26 protein-coding genes are annotated in these 26,366 nt (G+C 68.4%); 11 read left to right on the top strand and 15 right to left on the bottom strand.

Annotated features, from left to right (window positions below; all coding sequences use genetic code 11):
• Window positions 1–32: 32 nt before the first annotated feature.
• On the top strand, window positions 33–2,528 hold the full coding sequence (gene pepN, locus ACY48E_RS00650) for an aminopeptidase N (RefSeq protein ID WP_462870116.1): 2,496 nt from the start codon (window positions 33–35) through the stop codon (window positions 2,526–2,528).
• A 30-nt stretch (window positions 2,529–2,558) separates the two neighbouring features.
• On the opposite strand, the gene ACY48E_RS00645 is transcribed toward pepN, so the two are convergent.
• Entirely contained in the window at window positions 2,559–2,903 is a 345-nt protein-coding gene (locus ACY48E_RS00645) for a DUF4229 domain-containing protein (RefSeq protein WP_462870115.1), read from the bottom strand.
• A 210-nt stretch (window positions 2,904–3,113) separates the two neighbouring features.
• Between ACY48E_RS00645 and ACY48E_RS00640 the strand changes: the two genes are divergently transcribed.
• Entirely contained in the window at window positions 3,114–3,323 is a 210-nt protein-coding gene (locus tag ACY48E_RS00640) for a BldC family transcriptional regulator (RefSeq protein ID WP_462870114.1), read from the top strand.
• Between the two features lie 54 nt (window positions 3,324–3,377).
• Entirely contained in the window at window positions 3,378–3,572 is a 195-nt protein-coding gene (locus tag ACY48E_RS00635; protein ID WP_462870113.1) for a hypothetical protein, read from the top strand.
• A gap of 3 nt (window positions 3,573–3,575) precedes the next feature.
• Here ACY48E_RS00635 and ACY48E_RS00630 read toward each other — a convergent pair whose 3' ends face one another.
• Genes ACY48E_RS00630 through ACY48E_RS00590 form a run of 9 tightly spaced genes read right to left on the bottom strand, consistent with a single transcriptional unit; the run spans window position 3,576 to window position 12,586 of the window.
• Window positions 3,576–4,811 carry a MinD/ParA family ATP-binding protein gene (locus ACY48E_RS00630; RefSeq protein WP_462870112.1) on the bottom strand — a complete coding sequence of 412 codons (1,236 nt, stop codon included), beginning with the start codon at window positions 4,809–4,811 and terminating at the stop codon, window positions 3,576–3,578.
• A gap of 40 nt (window positions 4,812–4,851) precedes the next feature.
• Entirely contained in the window at window positions 4,852–5,826 is a 975-nt protein-coding gene (gene ccsB / locus ACY48E_RS00625) for a c-type cytochrome biogenesis protein CcsB (protein ID WP_462870111.1), read from the bottom strand.
• Complete coding sequence (gene resB, locus ACY48E_RS00620) at window positions 5,826–7,490, bottom strand: cytochrome c biogenesis protein ResB (RefSeq protein WP_462870109.1); 1,665 nt, start codon at window positions 7,488–7,490, stop codon at window positions 5,826–5,828. Before resB ends, ccsB begins: the two co-directional genes overlap by 1 nt.
• A 29-nt stretch (window positions 7,491–7,519) precedes the next feature.
• Complete coding sequence (locus tag ACY48E_RS00615) at window positions 7,520–8,329, bottom strand: cytochrome c biogenesis CcdA family protein (protein ID WP_462870108.1); 810 nt, start codon at window positions 8,327–8,329, stop codon at window positions 7,520–7,522.
• 13 nt (window positions 8,330–8,342) lie between these two features.
• On the bottom strand, window positions 8,343–8,954 hold the full coding sequence (locus ACY48E_RS00610) for a TlpA disulfide reductase family protein (RefSeq protein ID WP_462870107.1): 612 nt from the start codon (window positions 8,952–8,954) through the stop codon (window positions 8,343–8,345).
• Entirely contained in the window at window positions 8,951–9,595 is a 645-nt protein-coding gene (locus ACY48E_RS00605; protein WP_462870106.1) for a histidine phosphatase family protein, read from the bottom strand. The genes ACY48E_RS00610 and ACY48E_RS00605 overlap by 4 nt, the downstream gene beginning before the upstream one ends.
• Window positions 9,592–10,914: a glutamate-1-semialdehyde 2,1-aminomutase gene (hemL, locus tag ACY48E_RS00600; protein WP_462870488.1), complete on the bottom strand. Its 1,323-nt coding sequence runs from the start codon at window positions 10,912–10,914 to the stop codon at window positions 9,592–9,594. Before hemL ends, ACY48E_RS00605 begins: the two co-directional genes overlap by 4 nt.
• Window positions 10,902–11,438: an N-acetyltransferase family protein gene (locus ACY48E_RS00595; protein ID WP_462870487.1), complete on the bottom strand. Its 537-nt coding sequence runs from the start codon at window positions 11,436–11,438 to the stop codon at window positions 10,902–10,904. The genes hemL and ACY48E_RS00595 overlap by 13 nt, the downstream gene beginning before the upstream one ends.
• Window positions 11,435–12,586, bottom strand: coding sequence for a zinc-binding dehydrogenase (locus tag ACY48E_RS00590; RefSeq protein WP_462870105.1), 1,152 nt, complete (start codon window positions 12,584–12,586; stop codon window positions 11,435–11,437). The genes ACY48E_RS00595 and ACY48E_RS00590 overlap by 4 nt, the downstream gene beginning before the upstream one ends.
• A gap of 232 nt (window positions 12,587–12,818) precedes the next feature.
• On the opposite strand from ACY48E_RS00590, the gene ACY48E_RS00585 reads away from it, so the two are divergent.
• Entirely contained in the window at window positions 12,819–13,238 is a 420-nt protein-coding gene (locus ACY48E_RS00585) for a nitroreductase/quinone reductase family protein (RefSeq protein ID WP_462870104.1), read from the top strand.
• 65 nt (window positions 13,239–13,303) lie between these two features.
• Here ACY48E_RS00585 and ACY48E_RS00580 read toward each other — a convergent pair whose 3' ends face one another.
• From ACY48E_RS00580 to ACY48E_RS00560, 5 genes are all read right to left on the bottom strand, one after another.
• Window positions 13,304–14,275 (bottom strand): substrate-binding domain-containing protein, encoded by a 972-nt coding sequence (locus ACY48E_RS00580; protein WP_462870103.1) that lies wholly within the window; start codon window positions 14,273–14,275, stop codon window positions 13,304–13,306.
• 85 nt (window positions 14,276–14,360) lie between these two features.
• Window positions 14,361–15,515: an ABC transporter permease gene (locus tag ACY48E_RS00575; protein ID WP_462870102.1), complete on the bottom strand. Its 1,155-nt coding sequence runs from the start codon at window positions 15,513–15,515 to the stop codon at window positions 14,361–14,363.
• Window positions 15,512–17,143: a sugar ABC transporter ATP-binding protein gene (locus ACY48E_RS00570; RefSeq protein WP_462870101.1), complete on the bottom strand. Its 1,632-nt coding sequence runs from the start codon at window positions 17,141–17,143 to the stop codon at window positions 15,512–15,514. Before ACY48E_RS00570 ends, ACY48E_RS00575 begins: the two co-directional genes overlap by 4 nt.
• On the bottom strand, window positions 17,140–17,808 hold the full coding sequence (locus ACY48E_RS00565; protein WP_462870099.1) for a DUF2291 family protein: 669 nt from the start codon (window positions 17,806–17,808) through the stop codon (window positions 17,140–17,142). Before ACY48E_RS00565 ends, ACY48E_RS00570 begins: the two co-directional genes overlap by 4 nt.
• Window positions 17,801–18,826, bottom strand: a complete 1,026-nt coding sequence (locus tag ACY48E_RS00560; RefSeq protein WP_462870098.1) for a sugar phosphate isomerase/epimerase family protein — start codon at window positions 18,824–18,826, stop codon at window positions 17,801–17,803. The genes ACY48E_RS00565 and ACY48E_RS00560 overlap by 8 nt, the downstream gene beginning before the upstream one ends.
• Window positions 18,827–19,008: 182 nt before the next feature.
• Between ACY48E_RS00560 and ACY48E_RS00555 the strand changes: the two genes are divergently transcribed.
• The 7 genes from ACY48E_RS00555 to ACY48E_RS00525 all read left to right on the top strand — a co-directional run bounded on the left by ACY48E_RS00555 (window position 19,009) and on the right by ACY48E_RS00525 (window position 26,355).
• Window positions 19,009–19,911 (top strand): transketolase, encoded by a 903-nt coding sequence (locus tag ACY48E_RS00555; protein WP_462870097.1) that lies wholly within the window; start codon window positions 19,009–19,011, stop codon window positions 19,909–19,911.
• On the top strand, window positions 19,908–20,879 hold the full coding sequence (locus tag ACY48E_RS00550) for a transketolase family protein (RefSeq protein WP_462870096.1): 972 nt from the start codon (window positions 19,908–19,910) through the stop codon (window positions 20,877–20,879). Before ACY48E_RS00555 ends, ACY48E_RS00550 begins: the two co-directional genes overlap by 4 nt.
• A complete protein-coding gene (locus ACY48E_RS00545; RefSeq protein WP_462870095.1) occupies window positions 20,876–22,366 on the top strand; it encodes an FGGY family carbohydrate kinase in 1,491 nt (496 codons plus the stop codon). The genes ACY48E_RS00550 and ACY48E_RS00545 overlap by 4 nt, the downstream gene beginning before the upstream one ends.
• A gap of 117 nt (window positions 22,367–22,483) precedes the next feature.
• Window positions 22,484–23,518 (top strand): sugar-binding transcriptional regulator, encoded by a 1,035-nt coding sequence (locus ACY48E_RS00540; protein WP_462870094.1) that lies wholly within the window; start codon window positions 22,484–22,486, stop codon window positions 23,516–23,518.
• 48 nt (window positions 23,519–23,566) lie between these two features.
• A complete protein-coding gene (locus ACY48E_RS00535) occupies window positions 23,567–24,019 on the top strand; it encodes a 6,7-dimethyl-8-ribityllumazine synthase (protein ID WP_462870093.1) in 453 nt (150 codons plus the stop codon).
• A 98-nt stretch (window positions 24,020–24,117) separates the two neighbouring features.
• A complete protein-coding gene (locus tag ACY48E_RS00530; RefSeq protein ID WP_462870092.1) occupies window positions 24,118–24,369 on the top strand; it encodes a hypothetical protein in 252 nt (83 codons plus the stop codon).
• A gap of 57 nt (window positions 24,370–24,426) precedes the next feature.
• Complete coding sequence (locus ACY48E_RS00525; RefSeq protein ID WP_462870091.1) at window positions 24,427–26,355, top strand: acyl-CoA dehydrogenase family protein; 1,929 nt, start codon at window positions 24,427–24,429, stop codon at window positions 26,353–26,355.
• The last annotated feature ends 11 nt before the right edge of the window (window positions 26,356–26,366 follow it).

The following is a 26,366-nucleotide window of genomic DNA, read 5'->3' as shown; positions in this document are numbered from 1 at the left end:
CGACCCGGCCCGATCATGAACACCGCCCGATCATGAACACGGCAAACCTGACGCGCGAGGAGACCGCGGCCCGCGCGCGGTCGATCACCGACGTCGCCTACGCCGTCGAACTCGACCTGCGCAGCGCGCCCGACCACACTGTTCCCACCTTCGCCAGCACCTGCACGGTCACCTTCACCGCCACCACCGGGCACACCTGGCTGGATTTCCTCGGCCACGTCGACGCGGTGGAGGTGAACGGGGCGGCGGTGACGGTGGAGTACGACGGCGCACGGATCGCGCTGCGTGATCTGCACGGCCCCACCACGGTGACGGTGCGCGGGCGTGGCCGCTACAGCCGCTCCGGCGAGGGCCTGCACCGGTTCGAGGACCCGGCCGACGGGCAGACGTACCTGTACACGCAGTACGAGCCGGCCGATTGCCGTCGGGTGTTCGCGTGCTTCGAGCAGCCGGATATCAAGGCGCCCTTCACCTTCACCGTCGCTGCGCCCGCGGACTGGAAGGTGCTCTCGAACCAGTCCGTCACCGAGTTCGACGGGCAGCGGCGGATCTTCGCGCCCACCCTGCCGATCTCCACCTACATCACCGCGATCGTCGCCGGCCCGTACCATCGCGTCGAATCATCCTGGAGCCGTGGCGATCTCACGGTTCCCCTCGGCGTAATGTGCCGAGCGTCGCTGGCCGAGCACCTCGACGCCGAGACCATCCTGACCGTCACCGCGCACGGGTTGGACTTCTTCCACGAGGTCTTCGTTCGCGACGTCGACGACCACCGATACCCCTTCGGCAAGTACGACCAGGTGTTCGTGCCCGAGTACAACCTCGGTGCCATGGAGAACCCCGGGTGCGTCACCTTCACCGAGGCGTACGTATTCCGCAGCGCCGCAACACGATCGCAGTACGCCGCGCGCGCCAACACCATCCTGCACGAGATGGCGCACATGTGGTTCGGCGACCTTGTGACCATGCGGTGGTGGGACGACCTGTGGCTCAAGGAGTCGTTCGCGGACTACATGGGCTCGTTGGCCTCGGTCCGCGCCACCGAGTTCGCCGACGCGTGGGTGAGCTTCGCCATCCGCCGCAAGGCCTGGGCGTACCAGCAGGACCAGCTGCCCACCACGCACCCCATCGTGGCCGACATCGCCGACCTCGAGGCGGCCAAGCTCAACTTCGACGGCATCACCTACGCCAAGGGCGCGAGCGTGCTCAAGCAGCTCGCCGCCTACGTCGGGGAGGAGGCGTTCCTGGCGGGTTCGCGCGCCTACTTCCGCCGCCACGCCTACGGCAACACCACGCTCCCCGATCTGCTCACCGAACTGTCCACCGCCGCCGACCGATCGCTCGACACCTGGGCGAGTGCGTGGCTGCGGACCTCGGGGGTCGGCGAGCTGACGTTCGACCGCGCGAGCGCCACCGTCGTCCAGACCGTGCCTGCGGGCACCGATCCGCGGCCGCAGGCCGTGGTGGTCGCCGGACTCGATGTTCGGGGCGACGCACTGGTCACCGTGGCATCCGAGCGCCTGCACGTGAGTGGTGTTCGCACACCCGTGTCCGAGACGGCCATCGTCGACTGCCCGGTGATCGTGATCAACGACGAGGACCTCACCTACACCAAGACCCGCCTCGACGAGCGGACGCTGGCGACCGTGCGAACTCGCATCGGCGCGATCGACGACACCCTGCAGCGGGCGCTGATCTGGTCGGCGCTGTGGAACGCCACACGCGATGCGCTGCTACCCGCCGCGGACTTCCTCGACGTCGTCGCACGGTTCGCACCGGGCGAATCCGACGTGGCCGTGCAGTCGTCGATCCTGGGCAACGCGGCGGTGGCCGTCGAGCGCTACAGCGCCGACCGCGACACCACCAGGTCCACCTGGCTGGAGGTGACGTGGACGTCCCTGCACGCCGCGCTACCCGGCTCCGACGCGTACGTCGAATGGTTCCGCGCCTTCGCCGCCGCCGCCGAGCGCACCCCCGGATCGTCTCCGCGGGTACGCGAGGTGTTGGCATCGGACGATCTCGATCCCGATCAGCGCTGGTCGCTGTGGTTCGCCCTCGCCGCACAGGACGCGTCCGACGCCGATCACTCCCCGTTGGTCGACGAGCTGGACGCCGCTCTCGCACGGGACCGCACGGCGTCGGGGGTGATCGGTCATCGCGCCGCCATGAGCGCGCTTCCGAGCGCGTCACGACGGGCACGCACACGCGCCGAGATACTCGATCCGGACGCCGGCCTGTCCAACGACGAGATCAGCGCCCGCATTCGGGGGTTCACCTCGGGGCCCTCGCGTGCACTGATCGAGCAGTACGACGGCGCCTACTTCGACGACCTAGTCGGCGTGTGGTCCACTCGCAGTATCGAGATCGCACGACGTGTCGTTCTCGGGCTCTTCCCACAGACCGACACCGCGGATGCGCCGACGGCGTGGCTCGGGCGCAATCTCGACGCCCCCGCGGCTCTGCGTCGACTGGTCATCGAGCAGACCGACCACCTCTCGCGGTCGATCGCGGCGCGCGCCCTGCACTGAGCGCCGGGCGCTCGGGCCCACCCGGCGGTGTCAGTCGCGCTCGCCGCGCAGGCGCTGCTGCAGGTCCTCGCGGGCGATGCGTCGCTGTTCGTCGACGGCGGCAATGTTCGCGGTGACGCGGTTGCGCAGGCCCTTGAACAGCACGAGGGAGAGAGGGAATGCGATGACGAGAGCGAAGACGAGAGCCACGATGAGCGGGATCTCCACACCGAACGCTCTCGCGCCCAGCACGACGACCGCCGCCACCACCGCGACCAGCCCCAACCGCGCCGCGGTGTAGAGGGCGAGGCTGCGTACGAGGTCGGCTCTCGATGACGGACCTGCGGACGGTGCCGCGGGAACAGGGGCCTTCTCGGAGCTGTCTTCCTCGGTCATGGCGCCAGGATAGCGCCGTCGGATTCACCCGCTATGTCCATTACTTCCGCTTTGGATTTGGCTCACGAGTCGAGTACCGCGGCCCGTGATGGCAGTATAGGTTCGGTTGACGAAGTACCTTCATTTGCGTCGAATGTCCCAATCCACGCAACCGACCACGGTCCCCGGACCACACGGCAGCTCCACACGAGAAAGTTAGGACCTATCGCGATGAGTGCACCCGCCTACCCGCTCCGCCACGAGAACCTGCTGACCCCCGGACAGGTTGCGAGCCTGTTCCACGTCGATCCGAAGACGGTCACGCGGTGGGCTCATGCGGGTCGCCTGGGCTCGCTGCGCACCCCGGGCGGTCACCGACGCTTCCGGGAGACCGAAGTGATGCAGCTGCTCGAGGAGCTCACCACCGAAGCTCATCGCTGACCTCACCACACCGGGGCCCGAAGTGCGGCTACTCTCGTAAGTGGGAGGTGTGTCGTGGTTTATCTACTCGCTCTGATCGGTCTGGTCACCGTGCTGGTGCTGCTGTGGAAGGCTTTCGGTCCTGACGGCAAGGCACCGGCAGCACGTGTGTACGGGCCCGATGACGACCCGGATTTCCTGTGGAAATTGAACCGGGACAGGCGTTCCGGGCGCGATGGCTCCGGGCCCGATGACGGCTCGGTGAGCTGATCGTCAGCTGAAGGACGAACTCACTGCCGCCGCCAACTCCAGCAGTGCAGAACGCGTGCGCGGCTTGAGTCGGTCGAGATCCACTTCGGCCCCCTGCTCGAGATGCGGGTCGAACGGGATCACCCGTACCGCGCGGCAGCGCTGCTCGAAGTGCTCGATGATGCGGTCCAGCGCAACCTGGCCCGACCGCGGGCGCACCATGTTCACCACGGCGATCGACTGCTCGACCAGCGTGCGGTAGCCGTGCGCGTCGAGCCAGTCCATGGTTGCCGACGCGCTGCGGGCACCATCCACCGAGCCTGAGCTGACGATGATCAGCGAGTCCGCACCGTGGAGGATCCCCTGCATGGCCGAGTGCAGAAGCCCGGTACCGCAGTCGGTGATGATGATGCTGTAGAAGCGCTCGAGCAACGCCACTGTCTTGTCGTAGTCGGCGGCGCTGAACGCCTCGGACACCGCAGGATCGGCGTCGGACGCCAGGATCTCCAGGCGGTGCTTGTTCTGCGAGGTGTAGCGGCGCACCTCGGAATACTTGTCCAGGGTGCGCACGTCGCGCAGAAGCGTGCGCACGGTTGCGTCGGTCTCGAGCCGCATCTTCTGGCTCAGCGTCCCGCGGTCGGGATTCGCGTCGACGGCGATCACGCGATCGCCGCGCAGCGCGGCGAAGGTGGAGCCGAGCGTCGCGGTGACGGTGGTCTTGCCCACCCCACCCTTGAGCGAGAGAACGGCAATCTTGCTGCTGCCCCGCAGCGGCTGATTGATCTGCTTGGTCAGCGCGATCCGGCGCATCTCCTTGGCGCTGTTGGCCACGTGGATGCGACCACCCGACGCGCGGTAGAGCAGACGGCGCAGCGTGGTGGTGGGCACCTCGCGCACCGGTCCGAGCAGGGCCGAGGTGGACAGGTCGTTCGACGACGCCGACGACGCTGCCGGCGGCGGGGTGCTCATGGTGAACTGCGGCGGCGGCCAGAACCCGGTGGTGCTGGGCTGCTCGTCGCGCGCGTGGGCCTGGCGTCGACTCGCCCGACCGCCCTCGGGCACCGGATACCGCGACTCGTACGGCAGGGTGAACGTGGCCTCCACGGGAGTGGCCGACTCCGAGTAATCGGCGTCCAGGGAAGCCGAATCCGGCAGTGTCGAGTCCGGGTATCTCGAGGTGTAGGTGGACGGGTATCGCTCGTCTGAGAGCCCCCCGGGCAGCTCGTCGCGGTGCTCCTCACGCGGGCTATCCGTCGTCACACTCTGCCCTTCGCCGGTCGGTCGACACGTGCCGATTACGTCAGTTCAGACCCGCATACGAATGCAGACCCGACACCACCATATTGATGATGAAGAGATTGAACAGCATTGCCACGAAACCTGCGACATTGATCCATGCCGCTGCCCGGCGCCATCCGGTGGTCGCCCGTGCGTGCAAGTAGGCGGCGTAGATGACCCACGCGATGAACGACACCGTCTCCTTGGGATCCCAGCCCCAGAACCGGCTCCACGCCGCCTCGGCCCAGATGGCGCCGAGGATCACCCCGGCTCCGAAGATCGGGAACCCGATGATGGTGGTCTTGTACGCCAGCCGGTCGAGGGTCTCGGCATCGGGCAGCCGGGCAGCGAATCGGCCGAGGGCGGTCGAGGACTCCTCACCGCGTGGGAAGCGCATCCGCAGCAGGTACAGCAGCGAGGCGACGCCACCGACGAGGAAGATTCCGCTACCGACGCTGACCACGGTCACGTGGATCGGCAGCCAGTACGACCGCAGAGCGGGCACCACGGGCGCGGCGTCGGCGTAGAGCACGGTCCCCGCCAGGAACATCAGGATCAGCACCGGCACCACCACGAAGACCAGCGTTTCGCGCATCCGTCGCAGTGCGATCACGCCGGTGACGGTGGCGGCCGCAGTGGCCATCACCACGAACTCGTACATGTTGCCGAGCGGGAAACGTTCGGTCGCGAAGCCGCGCAGCACGATGGAGATCACCTGCAGCGCCGCCGCCAGGACCACCAGCGCGAATCCGACGCCACCGAACCGCTCGGACGCCGGACGCCGCGGAGCGGTGATCACCCGACCGGGGCCGGTGGGAGCCACCGGCGGCATGCTCGCCCCCGCGCCCACCAGAACTTTGCGCTCGGCCGCGGCCGAGGCGTCGACCTTCACCGTCGCGTAGCGGGCGACGAGGAACACCGCCGCCAACACGTACACCGCGAAGGCGGATCGGAACGCCCAGTCGCTGTACTGCGCGAGGGTCTCGTTGATCGGCATCACTTCACTCCTGAGGGATGAGGTCGTGCGGCTGGTGCGGTGGGGTTGGCGTGGTCGGCCGAGAGCCGTTCGGTGAGCCTGTCGAACTCCTCACCCCATCCGGCCTGATCGGTCCGGGCCAGCCCGCCCAGTTCTACTACGATACGTCGTGCGTCGTCGTCGGTGCTCACCCGCACCCAGATCCGGCGTCTCTTGATCATCAGGGACACCAGCAGGCCCGCCATCATCGCGATCGCGAAGATCAGCACGAAGTTCTGCGCCGGGTCGTGCGCAACCTGCAGGTTCACGAACTGCTCGGCGCCGTCGAAGCGCACCGTGGTGCCGTCGGCGAGCGTGGTGGTCTCGCCCGGCTTCAGGTTCACCCGGGCCTGCTTGACCAGGCGCTCCTGGGCGATCAGATCGTGGCTCAGCGAGAAGAGCGACTGCGGCTGACCGGTGTCGAGGCCGGCGTCACCCTTGTAGATGTCGATGGCCACGGCCGGATCGTTGGGCGCCGGGAAGCTCGACGAGAGCAGCGTCCCGTTGAACGACGCGGTCGGCGCGAAGAGTCCCTCGATGGCGATCTGGTTCTTGCGGCGCTCGTCGTTGTCGGGGAACAGACCCGCCGGCGGATCGAACCGCATCACCCCGCTGGAGAGGAACGTGGTGCCGTCGGTGGGTTCCCACTGCACGGTGTCGGTGCGGCTCTCGCCGTTCGGGTAGGTGACGGTGAACGTCGGCGCGTACCCGTGGCCCTGCAGGTACACGCGGTCACCGGCCACCCTCAGCGGGTGGTTGACCTGCAGGGTGTCCTGGCGCCAGGTGTTGGTCACCAGGTCGTCGCCCGCCTGGTACTCGATGTCGGAGGTGAACTGCTCCGCCTGACCGTTGGGCAGGTAGTCGGCGGCGAAGTTCTTCACCCGCACGCAGATAGGGGTGAGGCCGGTGCCGTCCTCGATGTTGCCGGCGCGGAACGAGTCGAACACCGCGGGCGAGGTGGTGCAGATGCCGGGGCCGTCGTTGGCCACCACCACCACGTTGCCCTCGTATCCGAACAGCTTGCCGACGGCGATGGCCACGAGCAGTCCGACCAGCGAGAGATGGAACACCAGGTTGCCCAGCTCGCGCGTGTAGCCCTTCTCGGCGGAGATCGTCAGCGCCGGCGCTGCGCCGTCGCGCTGCTCCTCCCGCTCGGCGATCCGCCAGCCCCGCAGGTAGCCGCGCACGCGCGCGACGGCCTGCTCCGCGGACTCGCCGTCGCGCTCGACACTGGCGTGGTGCGGCAGACGCGCGAGGTTGCGCGGGGTTGGCACCGGCGGGGTGCGCAGAGCCCGATAGTGGTCGACGCAGCGCGGCAGGATGCAGCCGACGAGGGAGACGAACAGCAGCACGTAGATGGCCGTGAACCAGAAGCTGCTGAAGACGTCGAACAGTTCGAGCCGATCCATCAGCGGACCCAGGGTGGGCCGGTTGGCGATATAGGTGTCGACCTTGCCGGAGTTCAGGCTGCGCTGCGGCAACAGGGCACCGGGGATCGCGGCCAGCGCGAGCAGGAACAGCAGAACCAGCGCCGTGCGCATCGAGGTGAGGGCGCGCCAATAGTTGCGTACGGTCGCCGTCACCCTGGAGACGATCCTCATTCCTCGGGTACTCCTGTTGGTCCTGATGGTTGGAGCGGTCTTCATCGGTGGAGCGGTTCTCATCGGTGTTGCGGTCAGATCGGCAGCACGGTGCTGCTGACGAAACGATCCCTGATCCACGAGACGAACACGTCCCATGCCCCCGTCACCAGCGCGAGTCCGACGGCGATCAGCAGCACCCCCCCGACGATCTGGATGACCCGCCCGTGCCGCCGCAACCACGCGGCCGCACGCAGGGCCCGCACCGAACCCAGTGCCAGTACTACGAACGGTAGTCCGAGTCCGAGGCAGTACGCCACGATGAGAGTCACCCCACGCGCAGCGGTGGCGCCGTCGGTGCCCGCGGTCAGGGAGATCACCCCCGCCAGGGTGGGGCCCAGGCACGGTGTCCACCCCAGCGCGAACACGGCTCCGAGCAGGGGCGCACCGGCGATCGACCCGATCAACCGTGGTTCCGGGCGGGTGTCGCGTTGCAGCGCAGGGATGAGCCCGATGAACACCAGGCCCATGGCGATGGTGATCACACCACCCACTCGTTGGAGGAGTTCGCGGTTGACCGCGATCACCGAGATCGCGCCGAACACCGTGGCCGTCGCCAGGACGAACACGGCCGTGAACCCGGCGACGAACAGCAGCGCCGCACCCACCACGCGATACCGCCCGCGGGTACGGGTCATCACCGCGGCCTCGTCGGCGGTCACGGCCGGCGCCTGCGCCCCGACGATCCCCGCCAGGTACGACAGGTAGCCCGGCACCAACGGCACCACGCAGGGCGAGGCGAACGAGACCAACCCGGCGAGCATCGCGGCACCGAACGCCAGGATCAGCGGGCCGCTGGCCGCGGCATCGGAGAACGTGGCGCCGATCCCACCCGCCAGCGTCATGGCTGTTCCCAGATCACTGTTCGGCCGCGATCCGGTCGACGACGGGTTGAAGATCGGTGGCCAGCAGTTCGGTCAGGTACACCGCTGCCACGCGGTGCTGCCGGTCGAGGACGATGGTCGTCGGCACCACCGACGTCGGGTAGTTGCGCCCGAGGCCCAGCAGGCTGCGCAGAGCCGGATCGTAAATCGAGGGGTAGGTGATCTTGTTGTCGGTGACGAAGTCCTGGGCCTTCTGCTTCTGCGGGTCGCGCACGTTGATCCCGAGCAGCGTCACGCCGCGATCCTTGGAATCGGTGTACACCTTCTCGAGGTCGTCGGCCTCGGCGCGGCACGGACCGCACCACTGACCCCACACGTTGATCACCACCACCTGGCCGGTGAAATCCGACAGCGAGGTGGTCTTGCCCTCGGTCATCAGGTCGGGTCCGGAGATCTCGCCCACGGTTCCGCGCGAGGACGGCGGGTCGTAGAGGATCGAGGTCTTCCCGCCCGGGGAGACGAAGTCGAACGTGCCGCCCTGCGCCACCGCATCGGTGCCCGTCGCGCAGCCCGCCAGCACCGAACAGGCGGCGAGCACCGCACAGGCTTTCGCAAGCAGGGAGTGCTGCGCGCGGGCGGTGGTCATGCCCCGGTGATCGTCGGGTCGGACGACCCGGCCGGCTCGGAGTAGACGATGTCGACGAGGGTGTCCCCCTCATAGACGAGGGAGGTCAGCGACGCGAGGCCGCACTGGCGCTGCCGCGGGTCGTGCCAGAGTCGGTCGCCCTGCAGGAATCGGCGCAGGGTCCACACCGGCAGTTGGTGTGAGACGCAGACCGCTTCGTGACCGACGGCCGACACGCGCGCGGCACCGACCGCGGCGAGCATGCGGTGCGCGATCTGCAGGTACGGCTCGCCCCACGACGGGGTGAAGGGATCGCGCAGCCGCCACCAGTACTTCGGCCGTCCCAGGGCGCCGTCGCCCACGGAGACCTTCAGGCCCTCGAAGTCGTTGCCCGCCTCGATCAGGTTCTCGTCGGTGGACACCGTCAGTCCGTGCGCCGCGGCGATGGGGGCTGCGGTCTGCTGGGCCCGCTCGAGCGGGGACGCGACCACGTGGGTGATGTCGTGGCCGGCAAGGGTGTCGGCGACGGTCTTCGCCTGCGCTCGCCCGGTGTCGGACAGGTCGAACCCGGGCAGTCGCCCGTAGAGGATGCCGCCGGGGTTGAACACCTCACCGTGGCGCATCACGTGCACGATCGTGCGGACGCTCTCGTTCTCGCTCATGCCGAACCCTCCGGTGCCGACGCGGCCGCTGCGGCGCGCGCCGCGGCGGGCAGCGCCGAGTCGATGATCTCGAACGCCCGGTCGTCGAGAACGGACGAGACGAACCACGCCTCGAACGCGCTGGGCGGGGGGTAGACGCCGCCATCGAGGAGCGCATGGAAGAACGCGGGGAACCGCCACGTCTGCGCGGCCTTGGCCCCGGCATAGTCGGTCACGGGGGTCTCGGAGAAGAACACACTCACCATGGTGCCTGCGAACTGCACCCGGTGCGGAACCCCCGCTGCGCTCAGGTGCTCGCCGAGCAGCGAGCCGAGTCGGCTCGCGTTCGCCTCGAGCGCGCGGTAGACGGCCTCGTCGGCCAGCTGCAGGGTGGCCAGGCCCGCGGCCACCGCCACCGGGTTCCCCGACAGCGTGCCCGCCTGGTACACCGGGCCCGACGGGGCGAGGTGGGCCATCACGTCGGCGCGACCGCCGAACGCCGCGGCCGGCAACCCGCCGCTCATCACCTTGCCGAACGTGTAGAGATCACCGGCCACACCGTCGACGCCGAACCAGCCCGAGGAGCTCACCCGGAACCCGGTCATCACCTCGTCCATGATCAGCAGGGCGCCGTGAGCAGCGGTGATGTCCTTCAGGCCCGCGTTGAACCCCGCCGCCGGAGCGATGGCGCCCATGTTCCCTGCAGCGGCCTCGGTGATCACGCACGCAATGGAGTCGGGGTACTCGGCGAAGACCGCCCGCACCGCGTCGAGGTCGTTGTAGGGCAGCACGATGGTGTCCTCGGCCTGCGCGCCCGTCACGCCCGGCGAGGTGGGCAGACCCAGCGTGGCGACACCGGAACCCGCATCGGCGAGCAGCGCATCGACGTGACCGTGATAGCACCCGGCGAACTTCACGATCTTGCTCCGACCGGTGAACCCGCGTGCCAACCGCACGGCGCTCATGGTCGCCTCGGTGCCGGAGTTGACCAGCCGCACCTGCTCCACGGGGCCGACGCGACCGATGATGGCCTCGGCCAGCTCGATCTCGCGCTCGGTCGGGGCACCGAACGACAGGCCGGACGCCGCCGCGGTCTGCACCGCCTCCACGATCGCCGGGTGCGCGTGGCCCAGGATCATCGGGCCCCACGAGCAGATCAGGTCCACGTACTCGTGGCCGTCGGCGTCGGTGAGGGTGTAGCCGGAGGCTGTGGAGATGAATCGGGGGGTTCCGCCCACCGAGCGGAAGGCGCGCACGGGCGAGTTCACACCACCGGGAATGACGGCGGATGCGCGCTCGAACAGGCGCGCGGACGTCGACGTCGAAATCACGAGTTCCAGTGTTTCACAGCGCCGACACCGCCGATCCCGCGCTGCATGAGGGTCAGATCCAGCCAGCGGCCGAATTTCCTTCCCACTTCGGGCATTACGCCCACCACCGTGAACCCGAACTTCTCGTGCAACGCGATCGATGTCACGTTGGTGGACTCGATTCCCGCCACCATCACGTGCACACCGCCGACGTTCGCGGCGTCGATCAATGCGGAGAGCAGCGCGGTGGCCACTCCGCGCCGCTGGAACTCGGTGGCGACGTAGACGGAGTTCTCCACGGTCTGCGCGTACCCGGCCTTGGGCCTGAACTGCCCGTACGAGGCGTACCCGGCGACGGCACCACCGATATCGGCAACCAGGATCGGGTGCCCGGCGGCGGCGCGGGCGTCGAACCAGGCTTGCCGCTCGGCCAGGTCGACGAGCTCGGTGTCCCAGATCGCGGTGGTCTCGGCGATGGCCTGGTTGTGGATCTCGAGGATCTCGGGCAGGTCCGACGGCCGCGCAGGGCGCACGGTCGTCGAGTGCTCGGTCATGATGCGCGGGTGGGGTCGACGACGATCTTGGCGTGTTCGGCCGAGGACAGTCGGTCGAAGGCGTCGGCCACACCGGACAGCCCCACGGTGTCGGTGATGAGCGGCGAGGGGTCGATCTTCCCGCGAGCCATCAGAGCCATCGCGCCGTGGAACTCGACGGGGTCGTACCCGAACGCGAACCGCAGGTCCACCTCCTTGTTGATCGCCATCGCAGGACGGAAGGTGTCCGGTTCCATGCACACACCCACCACCACGATGCGCGAACGAAGCGGCGCCTTGCTGACGATGTGCTCGATCACGCCGGGCGTGCCGACGCACTCGAACACCACGGGTCCGCGTGGATCGGCACCCAACTTCTGTGCGGTGGCGACCACGCGATTCCAGGGGACCAACGGCACCGCTCGCGCCGTGCGCATCGCGGTGAGGGCGAGGTCGAACAGTTGGGTGGGGGTGGTGATGTACTTCGAGCCCTCGTCGAACACCGTCCACGGCGAACGCTCGGCCGGATCGATCACCACGTCCGCCCCGCACCGAGCTGCCAGGGCGCGGCGGGGAGCGGAGTAGTCGCTTGCGACCACGGTGCGCACTCCGCGCGCCTTGAGCACCGTGATCACCGCGAGCCCGATGGGTCCGCAGCCGATCACCACGGCGGTATCGCGGGCACCCGGGTTCCCACGGTTGACCGCATGCAACGCCACGGCCAGAGGTTCGGTCAGCACGGCGAGGTCCGGGCTGAGGGCATCGGGGACCTCGAACATCAGGGCCTCGGTGACCAGCACCTGCTCCGCGTACCCGCCCGGTGCGTTGGCGGAGAGCCCGGTCAGTTCGAGGCCGCTGTCCGTGCCGAGCATCGGCATCGCCACCACCGGCGTCCCCACGGGTAGGCGTCGACGGGTGCCGGGGCCGTACTCGGCCACAGTGCCCGTGAACTCGTGCCCCATCACCACGCGTTCGGTCGAACGCATGAAGGTGGTGTACCCGATCTCGGCGGCCACATCGGCGGTGGCGTCGCCCTGTGTGCGGGCGTGCAGGTCCGACCCGCAGATGCCGCACCGGGTCACATCGAGCAGAACCTGACCCGTGGTGGGCGTCGGATCGGCCACATCCTCGACGGCCAGGGCGCCCCGGTGCAATGTGACGGCTCGCATACGCGGACGGTACCGGGTGTCCGAACGGGGGCGGCTCAATCCCGACGCTTGGAGGTAGGGCGGGGTGGTCTTCTTGCCCACCTCTGAGCGAATTCGGCGGCGCCTGTCCGCTGAATTCGCTCGAAGGTGGGCACAACACACCCAGCGAGGAGAAGACCCGATCGCCTGCGACCGTCCGTGCGACGACCCGAAGGTAGGCGCGGGGGCCCCGAGCATCGCGCATGATGACCCGATGACCGATTTCAACGCCACCATCATCGACGAGTTCCGCCGCACCGGCGGCCATGTCACCACGGCCGGGTTCGGGGACAGGCTGATCGTGCTGCACACGATCGGGGCCAAGAGCGGACAGGTGCGCCTGAACCCGCTGTTCTCCATCCACGAGGGCGATACCTGGATGGTCGTGGGCTCCGCGGCCGGTTCGGTGAAGGATCCCGCCTGGGTGCACAACCTGCGTGCCCACCCGCGCATCGAGATCGAGGTACCCGGCGACGGCGCTGTGCGAACCCTGACCGTCGACGTCACCGAGATCGACGACGACGAGTGGGCGGCCGAGTGGGCCAAGTTCACCGCTGCGTCGCCGGGGTTCGACGGCTACACCGCCAAGGCGCAGGGGCGCCGGTTCCCGATCTTCCGGCTCCGTCCGACCTGACAGACCGACCCGACAGGCCGGACCGACTGCCGGATCCGACGGGCACGGCACCCCTGCGCGTCGGCCTACTTCTTGGCGAACACTCCGTACTGATCGGCGTTGTCCTTGGTGATCAGCTGGCAGTCCACCGACTGCTTCTCGGGCATTCCGGTCGAGCCGGTCTTGGCGTACTTGTCGGCCTGCTCCACTGCGGACTGCGCAATCTGCGCTGCCAGCTGCATGGACGTCGCCACCATGGTTCCCGACTTGATCGCCGCGATGGCGTCGGGGCTGCCGTCGAAGCCGACGACGACGACGTTGTTGAGCCCGGCCCCCTGCAGCGCGGCGACCGCACCCAGCGCCATGGTGTCGTTGCCCGCGATGACACCCTGGATGTCACGGTTGCGCTGCAGGATCGTCTCCATCTTGGTGAACGCCTCCTGCTGATCCCAGTTGGCGGTCTCCTTCTGCACCAGCGTCATTCCCGGGTACTGCGAGATGACGTCGTTGTAGCCCTTCGAGCGCACGCCCGCATTGGTGTCGGACTCCTTGCCGGTCAGCTCGACGTAGTTGCCCTTCTCCTGCAGGGCCTGCACGAACGCCTGCGCCGAGAGCTGGGCGCCCTGCGAGTTGTTGGCGACGATCTGCGCCTTGGCGATGCCCGTCTGGTTGATCTCGCGGTCGATGAGGAACACCGGGACGCCGGCGTCGTTGGCCTTCTTCACCGCGCCGATCGACGCGTCGGCGCCCGCGTTGTCGAGGATGATCGCCGTCGCCTTCTTCGAGATGGCGGCGTCGATCAGCTCGCTCTGCTTGTTCGGATCGTCGTCGTGGGAGGACACCGTGGCGGTGTACCCCAGCTTCTCCGCCGTGGCCTTCGCGGTGTCGCCCTCGGCCTTGAAGAACGGGTTGTCCGGAGCCGGGGTGATGATGGCGATGTACTTGCTGTCGGAGGTGGTGCTGCCGCCGTCGTTGCTGCTACACCCCGCCAACACCGCCGACGCGGCGACGAACACCGCGATCCCGATCCGTGTACGTCGCGCCGTTGCACCGAACATGGTTACTCCTTACCTAGTCCTGACCGAAACCTGCTGTGACCGAACCTGCTGCGACCGAAACCTGCTGCGACCGAACCTCGCGGCGTCAATCCACCGCCTTCTTCTGCGACACCGAGTGCTCGACGGCATCGGCGGTGGCTGCTGCGGCGGCGCCGCGCCTCTGCAGTCGCTGCTGGCCCTGATCGAGGATCACCGCGAGGATGATCACCGAACCCTTGATGAAGATCTGCCAGAAGGTGGAGATCCCGAGATTGACCAACCCGTCGGCGAGGAACCCGATCACGAAGGCGCCCACAAGCGTTCCGCGAACGTTGCCGCGTCCACCGGAGAGTGCCGCGCCGCCGATCACCACGGCCGCAATTGCGTTGAGCTCGTAGCTCTCCCCGGCCTGCGGGGCCGCCGAGCCCAACTCGGAGGCGATGATCGCTCCGCCCAGTGCTGCGCCCGCACCGGAGATCACGTACACGACGGTCTTGACCAGGCGCACGGGGATACCGGACAGTTCCGCCGCACGCTCGTTACCACCGGTTGCGTAGAGCCACCGCCCGAAGGCGGTGCGTGAGAGCACCAGCACGGTGAGCAACGCCAGAATGATCATCAGCCAGGCCGAGGTGGGCAGCCCCAGCGGCCGCGACCGACCGAGGAAGTCGAATCCGGTGTTGCCCAGCGAGGGGTCACCACCGAGGTTCGGGTAGGTGGCGCCGCCGGATAGCAGCAGCGCGGTTCCGCGGGCCACGTACAGCATGCCGAGGGTGGCGATGAACGGCGCCACGTTGAACCGGGTGATCAGGACGCCGTTGATCAGTCCCACCACCGATCCGACGGCCATCGCGAGGATCACGGTGGCCCACACCGGCGGGTAGGCGATGGTGTCGGTTCCGGGAATGCGGACGCCACCGAGAAGCTCCCCGCACACCACGCCGGACAGACCCACGATGGACCCGACCGAGAGGTCGATGCCGCCCTTGAGGATCACCAGCAGCATACCCAGAGCCAGGATCGCGTTGACGGCAACGTGTTTGGTCATGGTGATCACGTTGTCGACGGTGAGGTAGGTATTCGACAGGCTGGAGAACACGATGATCAGGACGATCAACGCGATGAACGCCCGCAGTTCGAACACCGCGTTGAGCAGTCGCAGACGGCGCGCCTCCATCCGCGACGAACGCTCGAGCTCGCTGCGCGGGTCGCCCGCCCCGGGGGTCTGCGCGGGTCGGTCGGTGTCGACGGTGTGGCTCATTCGGGTGCTCCAGAGTTCGACGGGTCATCGGGGTTCGACGGGTCATCGGGGTTCGACGGGTCATCGCTGTGCCCGCGGTCGTGGGATGGCCCCGACGCGTCCGCGAGCGCCATCAGGGTGGACCGGTCGATCGTGTGGGGGTCGAGGTCGGCGACCACGCGGCCGCGCTGAAGAACGATCAGCCGATCCGGGATACGAAGGGCCTCTTCGGCTTCCGATGTCGTGAACACGACGGTCAGGCCCTTCTCGGCCTGGGTCGCCATCTGCGCGAAGATGTCCGCCTTGGCGCCTATGTCGACCCCGCGGGAGGGCTCGTCGAGCAGCAGCACCGACGGCGAGGTCATCAGCGCCTTGCCGATCACCACCTTCTGCTGGTTGCCGCCGCTGAGCGAGCCGATCGGCGCACCGGCACCGGACGTCTTGACGGTGACGTCGCCGATCATGTCCTGCACGGCCTTCCCCTCGTCGCGGCGACGTACCACTCCGCCGGACAGGAACCGTCCGAGCGCCGACAGCGACAGGTTCTGCCCCACCGACATCGACTGCACCAGCCCGTCGCGCTGACGGTCCTCGGGAACCAGCGCGATCCCCCTGGTGATCCTGTCCCGGATGCTGCTGCGCCCCAACGGCTCACCGTGGAAGAGGATTTCCCCGGACACCACCGGGATGCGGCCGATAACGGCCTCGAGCAGCTCGGTCCGACCCGAGGCCATCAGGCCGTAGATGCCGACCACCTCGCCGGCGCGCACGTCGAGATCGAGCTCGACCACCGCCATGCGGGAGGTGTTGTCGGGGTCGGGCACGTTCAGGCCCCGGATCGACAGCACGGGATCGCCCGGCGTCGAGGCGCGGTCGGGGAACAGTGCATCCTGCTCGCGACCGACCATCTTGCGCACGATCCAGTCGAGATCGACGTCGTCGGCCGCAGCGGTGGCCACCAGGGCGCCGTCGCGCAGAACTGCCACGCGGTCGGCGATGTCGAGGGACTCCTCGAGGTGGTGCGAGATGTAGACCACGGCCACGCCCTGCGCGGTGAGCTCGCGGATCACCCGGAACAGCACGTCCACCTCGGTGACGCTGAGCGCCGAGGTGGGCTCGTCCATGATCAACACGCGCGCGTTCTGCAGCAGTGCGCGCGCGATCTCGATCAGCTGTTGCTGACCGATACGCAGGTTGCCCACCGTGGTTCGGGGATCGATCTTCTCCTCGAGTCGGGCCAGCACCGAGCGTGCGGCCTCCCGCTGGCCGGCGCGATCGACCCAGCCCAGGGTGGTCGACTCGCGGCCGAGGAACAGGTTGTCCTCGACGGAGAGGTTGGGGCACAGGCTCAGTTCCTGGTGGATGATCACCACGCCCTGATCGGCCGCCTGTCGCGGGCTGTCGAAGCTCACGTGCCGTCCGTCGAGCACCACGGCACCGGACGTCGGCGTCTCGATGCCGGACAGGATCTTCATCAGCGTCGATTTGCCGGCGCCGTTCTCGCCGAACAGTGCGGTGACGCAGCCCGGACGGACGTCCAGGTCGACTCCACGCAGGGCACGAGTTCCGCCGTAGGTCTTGCTCACCTCGACCGCGGCGAGCACCACGGTGTCGGGCCGGGTGGAGGCGTCCACGTCCGCGGCCGTCACGGCGCGACCTGGATGTCGACCGGGGTGAGGGTGAACAGCTGCGCCGTCAGCGGCGCGGTGGCGCCGACCACGGTGACCGTCCTCCCGACGAGGGATTCCGGCTTCAGCGTGGCGAGAAGCTCCTTGGCCATCTCCTGGTTCAATGCCGTTGCGGCATCGGCATAGTCGACCTGGTTGACGAAGTCGTTGAAGGCGATGGTGCCGGTGGCATCACGCAGTGCGGTGCCGTTGATGGCGGGGCCGATCTGCACCGAGACGCGAACGCCGGGCGGCGCCGAGGCCACGGTGATCGGAAGCAGTCCGTTGACCGGAGCCCCGGCCACGCCGGTCACCCGTACCGAGTAGGTGTACGGGGAGGTGCCGTCGCGTTTGCCGTACTTGGCGCCCGCGGCCTCGGGATCGGCCGCGACGGCCGCTGCGACCTCCGGGAAGTCGACCGCAGCCTGCTCGATGCCGGGGACGATCTTGCTCGCGTAGTTCGCCTGCCCGTACGACGCGGCGTCGAACGCGACGCGCTGGCCGGGTACGGGCTGGCCACTGGGCCGGTAGGTGGTCGACGCGGCGATCGCCACGATCAGGACCAGCGCCACACCGAACCCGATCAGGAGCCCTCGGCTGGGCCTGACTCCGGCCAACCGGCTCCCCCTCGCGGCACCCTCAACCATGGATCGCCTCGATGGACGCCGCGGCGTGAGCCGCGAGAGCCGGGTACAGGGCGGCCTTGGCGATCTTCTGCGCGAGCAGCGCGTCCTGCGCCTGCTGCGCGGCGGCGAGGGCGTCGTGGTCGAGGGCGATCAGAGCATCGTGGAACGCGGCCATCGTGGCGATCCCGTCGCGGGCGGCGGCAACCGGATCCTCGCGGAACGGGAACTGGTCCAGTTGCCACACCCCCTGCCAGTTCGCCTGGTGCAGTGCATGGAAGAACTCGAAGGTCTCCATCACGTGCACCGAGCCGACAACCATGTCGTCGTCCCAGCCGCGGAAGTTGTCGTTGACGTCGATGGCGAAGAGCCGATCGCGCGAGAGGATCAGTCGAGCGGCCTCGGCCGGGTTCTCGCCGCCGTAGAGGGAATGACCGAAGTCGAGCAGGATCCCCACGTTGTCGCAGCCCATGTCCTCGATCGCGAGCAACGTGAATGCCGCCGAGGAGAACAGCATGCGATTGCGCGGCTCGCGTGGTTTGTACTCGATGGCGAACTTCATGGCCGGGAAGCGGGTGGCGAGTTCGCGAACGGCATCGATGGAGTACTGCCGCAACTGGGTGTGATCGGCCTGGAACGGGTAGTCGACGCCGTCCTGGCCCGGCCACAGCTTGACGTAGTCGCAACCGAGTTCGGTCGCCAGTTCGGCTGCGGCCGAGACCAGGTCGATCGCCTTCTCCCGCACCGCCGCATCGGGATTGGTGAAGCCGCCCTTGACGAAGTCCTTGTTGTAGATCTCCGGGGTGATCGCGATGGCCCGCAGGTCGGCGGCGGCGAGCGCGGCCTTGATGTCGGCGGTCGCGACGTCCTTGGGCGCGAACGGCCAGTTGAGGTCGACCACGGAGAGCGAACCGACCCGACCCGCCATCTCGATGCACTCGATGGTGCTGACCGGGTCGCGGTAGCCCTCTGTGGCGTAGCGATCGAGGTAGCTCGCGAAGTGCCAGATGCCGGCCCCGTATCGCGGAGACTGACTATTCATGCGCTGTTGACTAGACACGCAGCAATGGTGCGACCCCGCCGCATCCGATGTCAATGGGTTCGGCGGAATTGACGAACGCCGACTCCATTGACAGGCAGACCGCCGACGCTTCACACTTACTGCATGTCCATGCGTAGTCGCATATCTAGTCAACTACCTATCAGGCGGCAGGAGAACATGCGATGACCAGCACTCTCGCGTCGCACGCGCTCACGGTCGACACTGCCGCGGCCACGGCGTACCGCGCCACGGCGGAGCGGCTGCGCAGCAGCCCGCCGGCCGTCGCGGCGCCGGAGCTGGCCGCCATCGCCACCGGTATCCGCCGCGATGTGCTCACCACCATCGGCCGCGCCGGGCTCGGCCACGTGGGCGGCGATCTGTCGGTGACCGACATCCTGGTCGCCTGCTACTGGGGCGCACTGTCGGTGGACCCGCAGGATCCGGCCGCGCCCGGCCGCGACAGGTTCATCCTGAGCAAGGGCCACTGCGCCGCGGCGCTGTACTCCACGCTCGCCACGTGCGGGTTCTTTCCCCGATCCGAGCTCGCCACGTTCGTGGCCCCGCTGTCCGCCCTCAACGGGCACCCCAACCGGGTGAAGGTGCCGGGCGTGGAGACCAACACCGGTCCGCTCGGCCACGGGTTCCCGGTGGCGGCGGGGCTCGCCCTCGGAGCCCGTCTGCGCGGGCTCGACTACCGCACGATCGTGGTGCTCGGCGACGGCGAGATGCAGGAGGGCAGCAACTGGGAGGCCGCGATGACCGCCGCGCACTACGGCCTGAGCTCCTTGACAGCCATCGTCGACCGCAACCGCCTGCAGCAGGGCGCGCGCACCGAGGACACCAAGACGCTCGAACCGCTCGACGCGAAACTGGACGCGTTCGGCTGGGAGGCCCGTCGGGTCGACGGACACGACATGATCGCTCTGCTGGGCGCGCTGGCTCCCTCGACCACGGGTCGTCCGGTGGCAGTGGTCGCCGACACCGTCAAGGGCAAGGGCGTGTCATTCATCGAGGACCGCGTCGAATGGCACCACAAGGTGCCCACCGCCGAACAGGTCACCGCCGCACTGCAGGAGCTCTCATGACCATCACCACGGGTACCGATGCCCCCACCTTCGACTGCCGGGCCGATTTCGCGGAGGAACTCGCCGCGCTGGCCCGAGCCGACGACCGGATCGTCGCGGTCTGCAACGACTCGGTGGGATCGAGCAACCTCGTCGCCTTCCGCGACGAGTTCGGCGATCGACTGATCAATGTCGGTATCGCAGAACAGGATCTGGTGGGAGTGGGCGCCGGGCTCGCCGGTGCGGGTCTGATCCCGTTCGTGTGCGCCGCAGCGCCGTTCCTGACCGGGCGGGCCACCGAACAGATCAAGGCCGACGTCGCCTACAGCGGTCGACGGGTGATCCTGTGCGGACAGAGCCCCGGTATGGCCTACGGCGAACTCGGCCCCACCCACCACTCGATCGAGGACCTCTCGTGGATGCGCGCGGTGGCCGGGCTGCCCGTGGTGGTGCCCGCCGATCCGCAGCAGACGCGGGCAGCCGTGCGCTGGGCAACCGAGCAGGAGACGGGCAGCTATCTGCGGATCCCCCGCTTCAAGGTGCCGGCGGTCAGCGCACCGGACGACGAGTTCCGCACGGGCACGGCAGTTCTCGCCCGGCCCGGTGACGACGTCACCATCATCGCGATCGGCACGATGGTCTCTCGGGCGCTGTGGGCGGCCGACGTACTGGCCGCCGAGGGAATCTCGGCGCGGGTGCTGAACATGGCCTTCGTCGAACCGCTCGACCATGCTGCCGTCATCGCGGCCGCAACCCAGACCGCCGGGATCGTCACCGCCGAGGAGGCCACCATCAGCGGGGGTCTGGGTGCGGCGGTGGCGGCGTCGGTCTCCCGGAACGCTCCCTGCCGGATGCGCATTCTCGGGATCGAGGGCCGCTTCGCCCCCACCGGCAGTGCGCAGTTCCTGCTCGACCACTTCGGACTGAACGCCGACGGCATCGCCGCGGCGGCACGTGAGCTGGTCACACGTGAGCCGGCGACCCCGTGATCCTGGCCATCGATCAGGGCACCAGCTCGTCGAAGGCGATGCTGGTCGATCGGGACGGCGAGGTGGTTGCAGAGTCCAGTTTCCCTGTGGCCCAGCAGTTCCCGCAGCCCGGCTGGGTGGAGCAGGATCCCGAGGAGATCGTCGGGTCGGTGCACCGCGCCGTCGCCGAGTGCGTCGCACAGCACGACCCGGCGTCGATCGTCGCGGTGGCGCTGAGCGTGCAGCGCGAAACCGTCATCGCGTGGGACACCGCCACCGGCGCGGCGGTGGGTCCGGCGCTGAGCTGGCAGGACCAGCGAACCGCCGACGCTGCTGCCGCGGTGGAGGCGGCCGGTCACGCCGAGTACGTGTTCGCCTCCTCCGGCCTTCCCCTGGACCCGATGTTCTCGGCGCTCAAGGCTGCCTGGCTGCTCGACACCCATGACCCGGACCGGCGACACAGCAGCACCGGTCGATGGCGGGTGGGAACGGTAGACACCTGGCTGACGGCGCGGCTGAGCGGCCGACTGGGCGATCCGATCATCGAGCGGGGCAATGCGTCCCGGACCCAGCTTCTCGACATCGGGTCCGGGCAGTGGGATCGCCGCCTGCTCGAGATCTTCGCGGTCCCCGAGGCCGCCCTTCCGCGGGTGGTCTCGTCCGTCGGGCCGTTCCCCGCGGTGTCCGGGTTGCCCGGGGTCGCCGACGGCACCCCGATCGTCGCGGTCATGGCCGACTCGCACGCGGCGTTGTTCGCCCACGCGGGCTGGCGCACCGGGGTGGTCAAGGCCACCTACGGCACCGGCTCGTCGGTGATGACCGTGCTCGGCCCCGACATGCGCCCCGAGTATCGACCGGGCGGTGGTGTGTGCAGCACCATCGCCTGGGATCTCGGCGGGGAGCAGCATCCGACCCGAGCGGCCGAGGCCAACATCCGCTCCACCGGACGCACCGTGGCCTGGGTGGCGGAGCTGTGCGGCACCTCCGTCGAGCAGATGTGGGCCGATGCGCAGGCCGGCACCGCGGACGGGGTGGTGATCGTGCCCGCGTTCGGCGGTCTCGGCGCTCCGTACTGGGATCGCCGGGCGGAGCCGCTGATCACCGGGTTCACCCTGGGTACCGGCAGGGCGCAGGTGGCCCGAGCTGCCGTGGAGTCGGTTGCCATGCAGGTGGACGACGTCCTGAGCGCCTTCGCCGCAGATGTCGGCCCGCTCGAGTACCTTGCGTGCGATGGCGGGATGACCAGGTCGGCCGTGCTGATGCAGTTGCAAGCCGATGTCTCCGGGATACCGGTGCACGTGTCCGGAACGGCCAACCTCTCGGCGTGGGGCACGGCGTGTCTGGCCGGGCTCGAGTTGGGCTGGTGGTCACGCGCCGATGTCGAGTGCGGCAACGTCGGCGGCAGGAACCGGACGGCGTCGGTACAGCCGTCCGCCGATCGCACCGAGCGTGATCGTCTGCGTCACCGATGGGCGCAGGCCGTCGCCCGATCCCGACATCGCGACTGACGAGCTGTCGGCCACACCGATCTCGGAGCGCCGACTGCGTACGATCCGACTACACAGTCGGGCACGCTTGAAATCGACGGCCTGCCGTCGACCACCTCGATCGGAGGAAGGTGTCGTATGGCGGTAGAACCCTCGCAGTCGGCCTCGGATTCGCGCGCGGGCGGCCCTCGCGCGGCGCGGTCGACGGCGAACCGCCGCCTCGCGCCCACCGGGGAGCAGGCGCGTCTGATGGTGAAGGTCTCTCGGATGTACCACGAACGTGGACTCAAGCAGGCCCGGATCGCCGACGAACTGCACATCACCCAGGCCCGGGTGTCGCGGCTGCTGCGGCGTGCGGTCGACACCGGCATCGTGCGGACCGTGATCGCCTCCCCGGCCGGAGTTCACACCGACCTCGAGGACGGCCTCGAGCAGCGGTTCGGGCTCCGCGAGGCGGTGGTGGTGGATGTGGGCAGTGTCGACGAGGAGGATATTGCGCACAGCCTCGGCGCGGCCGCTGCCGGCTACCTCGAGGCCACGCTGATCGGCGGCGAGTCCATCGGTATCTCCTCGTGGAGCTCGAATCTGCTCAGCACCACCGCGGCGATGCGCCCGGCCACCACACCGGTGGCCGACAGCGTGGTGCAGCTGGTCGGTGGGGTCGGCGATCCGCGAGTTCAGACCGAGGCGAACCGGTTGCTCACCACGTTCGCCCATGTCACGGGTGCAACCCCCATCTTCCTGCCTGCGCCGGGGCTGCTCGCGACCTCCGACGCACGCCGCAGTCTGATGTCGGACCCGGCGGTGGCCGGGGTCAGTCGCCGGTGGTCGGAACTGACCACGGTCCTGCTGGGCGTGGGCGCGCTCGAACCGTCACCGCTGCTGCGCGAGAGCGGCAACGGCATCGCCGAGAGCGAGCAGGCCGCACTGCGAGCCGCGGGAGCGGTGGGTGATGTGTGTTTCCGTTTCTTCGACGAGCACGGCGCCCTCATCGAGTCGGACCTCGACCGACGCGTCATCGGCATCACCAGCAGCGAGTTGTTGAAGGTGCCCCGCCGAATCGCCGTCGCGGGAGGCACCCGAAAGATCGCGGCGCTGCGCGGCCTGCTGCGCGGCGGATGGGTGACGGTCCTGATCACCGACTCCGAGGTCGCCGCGGAGCTTGTTTCCTGACGCCCGGGTGTCAGCCGCCGCCGGTGGCCGTCTGGCAGACTCTGCGCCATGAGTTTCTCGCCCGGACGCATCGCCTTCGTTCAAGCCACCTGGCATCGCAACATCGTCGATCAGGCCCGCGACGGGTTCATCGACAAGCTGGCCGCCCTGGGCCGACCGCGCGAGGACATCGACGTGTTCGAGGTGCCCGGGGCCTTCGAGATCCCGCTGACGGCACAGCGCCTGGCACGCACCGGCACCTACGAGGCCATCGTGGGTGCGGGCCTGGTGGTGGACGGCGGAATCTATCGCCACGACTTCGTGGCCACCGCCGTGATCGACGGCCTGATGCGTGTACAGCTCGACACCGACGTCCCGGTGTTCTCGGTGGTGCTCACCCCCCATCACTTCCACGAGCACGACGAGCACCAGAAGTACTTCACCGAGCATTTCTTCACCAAGGGCGGCGAGGCGGCATCGGCTGTGGTGCGCTCGTTGCAGCCGCTGACCCCGATCGTCTGAGCCTGGATCGTCCGATCCTGCTGCGTGGCGTCGAGGCAACCCACGCAGTCGGCGCACTGTGTTACCGGCGTGTTACGCGTGCGTCTACCATCGCTGTCATGAACGCCGAGTACGACGCATCGCGTCGACCGTCACCCCGTGAGCCGTGGCCGGAGACGTTCAAGGAGCACCTCGTCGAGCAGTTCGCGGGATACAGCAAGCTGATCGATCGGGCTCTCGCCGACAACGGCGCCTCACTGTTCGGCGACGGTCCGTATCGGCAATCCGCGATCGGTCGTGACGCAACCGCACATCTGCTCGACGCCGTGGCCGATCTCACCCGCAGGATGCGCCGCCGAAACTCCCACTGAGGGTCCATTTCACACCGAGTGGCGTTTGCGGCGGCCAAAAATTGGCTACCGTGAAATATGACCACCGTAGCGAACCACCTGAGGGACACACTCGACGGTCGATGGATCGACGTTCGGAAGCAGGCGCGCGCTCTGCTCGCGCGCCCGGAGTTCGCACCGCACTACACCCCGGACACCGTCGAGGCACGCGCCAAGGCAACCGAACAGTTGCGCCTTCTCGCCAAGGACAAATGGGCGGAAGCGGGTTTTCTCAAGGAGCACGGCGGCACCGGTGACGCCGGCGCCGCGGTCACGCTGATCGAGACCCTCGCGCAGTCCGACCTCTCCCTGATGGTCAAGGCCGGCGTGCAGTGGGGCCTGTTCGGCGGGGCCATCGAGAACCTCGGCACCGAACGGCATCACACCAAGTTCATCCGGCCTCTGATCGACCTGGACATCCTGGGCTGTTACGGCATGTCCGAGTCCGGCCACGGCAGTGACGTCCAGAGCCTCGAGACCACAGCGACGTACGACCGCGACACGCGGGAATTCGTCATCAACACCCCGACGCCGTCCGCACGCAAGGACTACATCGGCGGCGCCGCGGAGTCGGCGCAGTACTGCACGGTCTTCGCGCAGCTCATCACCGGTGGTCCCGGTGAGGAGCCGACGGGCCGCGGAGTGCACTGCTTCGTGGTGCAGATTCGCGACGAGAACTTCGGCACCCCGATGCCCGGCGTGACCATCGAGGACATCGGCTACAAGGGCGGTCTGCCCGGCGTCGACAATGGACGCCTCCATTTCGATCATGTTCGCATTCCGCGCGAGAACATGCTCAACAAGATCGCCGACGTCGACGAGGACGGCACGTACTCGTCGCCCATCGAGAACCCCAACCGGCGCTTCTTCACCATGCTGGGCACCCTCATTCGCGGCCGGATCACCGTGGGCGGCTCGGCGGCCGCCGCGGGGCAGGTGGCGCTGACCATCGCCGCGAAGTACGCGCTGCACCGCAAGCAGTTCAAGGCGCCGGGTACCGACGAGGAGGTGGTCATCATGGACTACCTCTCGCATCAGCGTCGGCTGCTGCCGTTGATCGCCAAGTCGTACGCCCTGCAGTTCGCCCAGAACGAGTTGGTATCGGCGATGCACGATCTGCAGTCCGCACCCGAGGATGTCGATCCCACCGAGCAGCGCGAGCTCGAGGGTCGCGCTGCGGGGCTGAAGGCGGCCAACACCTGGCACGCCACCCGCTCGATCCAGGAGTCGCGGGAAGCGTGCGGCGGCGCCGGCTACCTCGCGGAGAACCGGCTGATCGCACTCAAGGCCGACTCCGACGTGTTCACCACGTTCGAGGGTGACAACCTGGTCCTCACGCAGTTGGTGGCCAAGGAACTGCTCACGGCCTACGCGCACGAGGTGCGCTCGTTCGACACCGCCGACTGGATCAAGTTCGCCGCCACCACCGTCGGTGACGCGGTGATGCGGCGCACCGCAGCCGCGCCCATCATTCAGACGCTGGTGGACGGCAAGGAGATCACCGACGCCGAGGGCAGTCTCTACAACCGGGGCACGCAGATCTCGATGTTCGAGGACCGCGAGCGGCTGCTGCTCACCTCGGCAGCTCGGCGGTTGCAGTCGCAGGGCAAGAAGATGAGCCAGTTCGAGGCGTTCAATTGGGTGCAGGACCACATCCTGCACGCGGCGAAGGCGCACGTCGACCGCGTGATCCTGGAGGCGTTCGTCGCCGGCATCGACAACTGCGAGGACACCGAGACCAAGGAACTCCTGGGGCTGGTGTGCGACCTGTACGCGCTGAGCACGATCGACGAGGACAAGGCCTGGTTCATCGAACACCGCCTGATCTCCACCGAGCGGTCCAAGGCCATCACCCGCGGCATCAACGACCGGTGCCGACTGCTGCGCCCGCACGTGCAGACCCTCATCGACGGCTTCGGGATCCCCGATCAGCTCACCGAGGCAGCGATGCTCGGGCCGGAGTACTGAGTTCTGAGGTC

It is taken from the genome of Rhodococcus sp. AZ1 (assembly GCF_054979605.1).
Note: the sequence above shows the minus strand (reverse complement) of the source record. Positions and strands in the feature narration are given on the sequence as shown.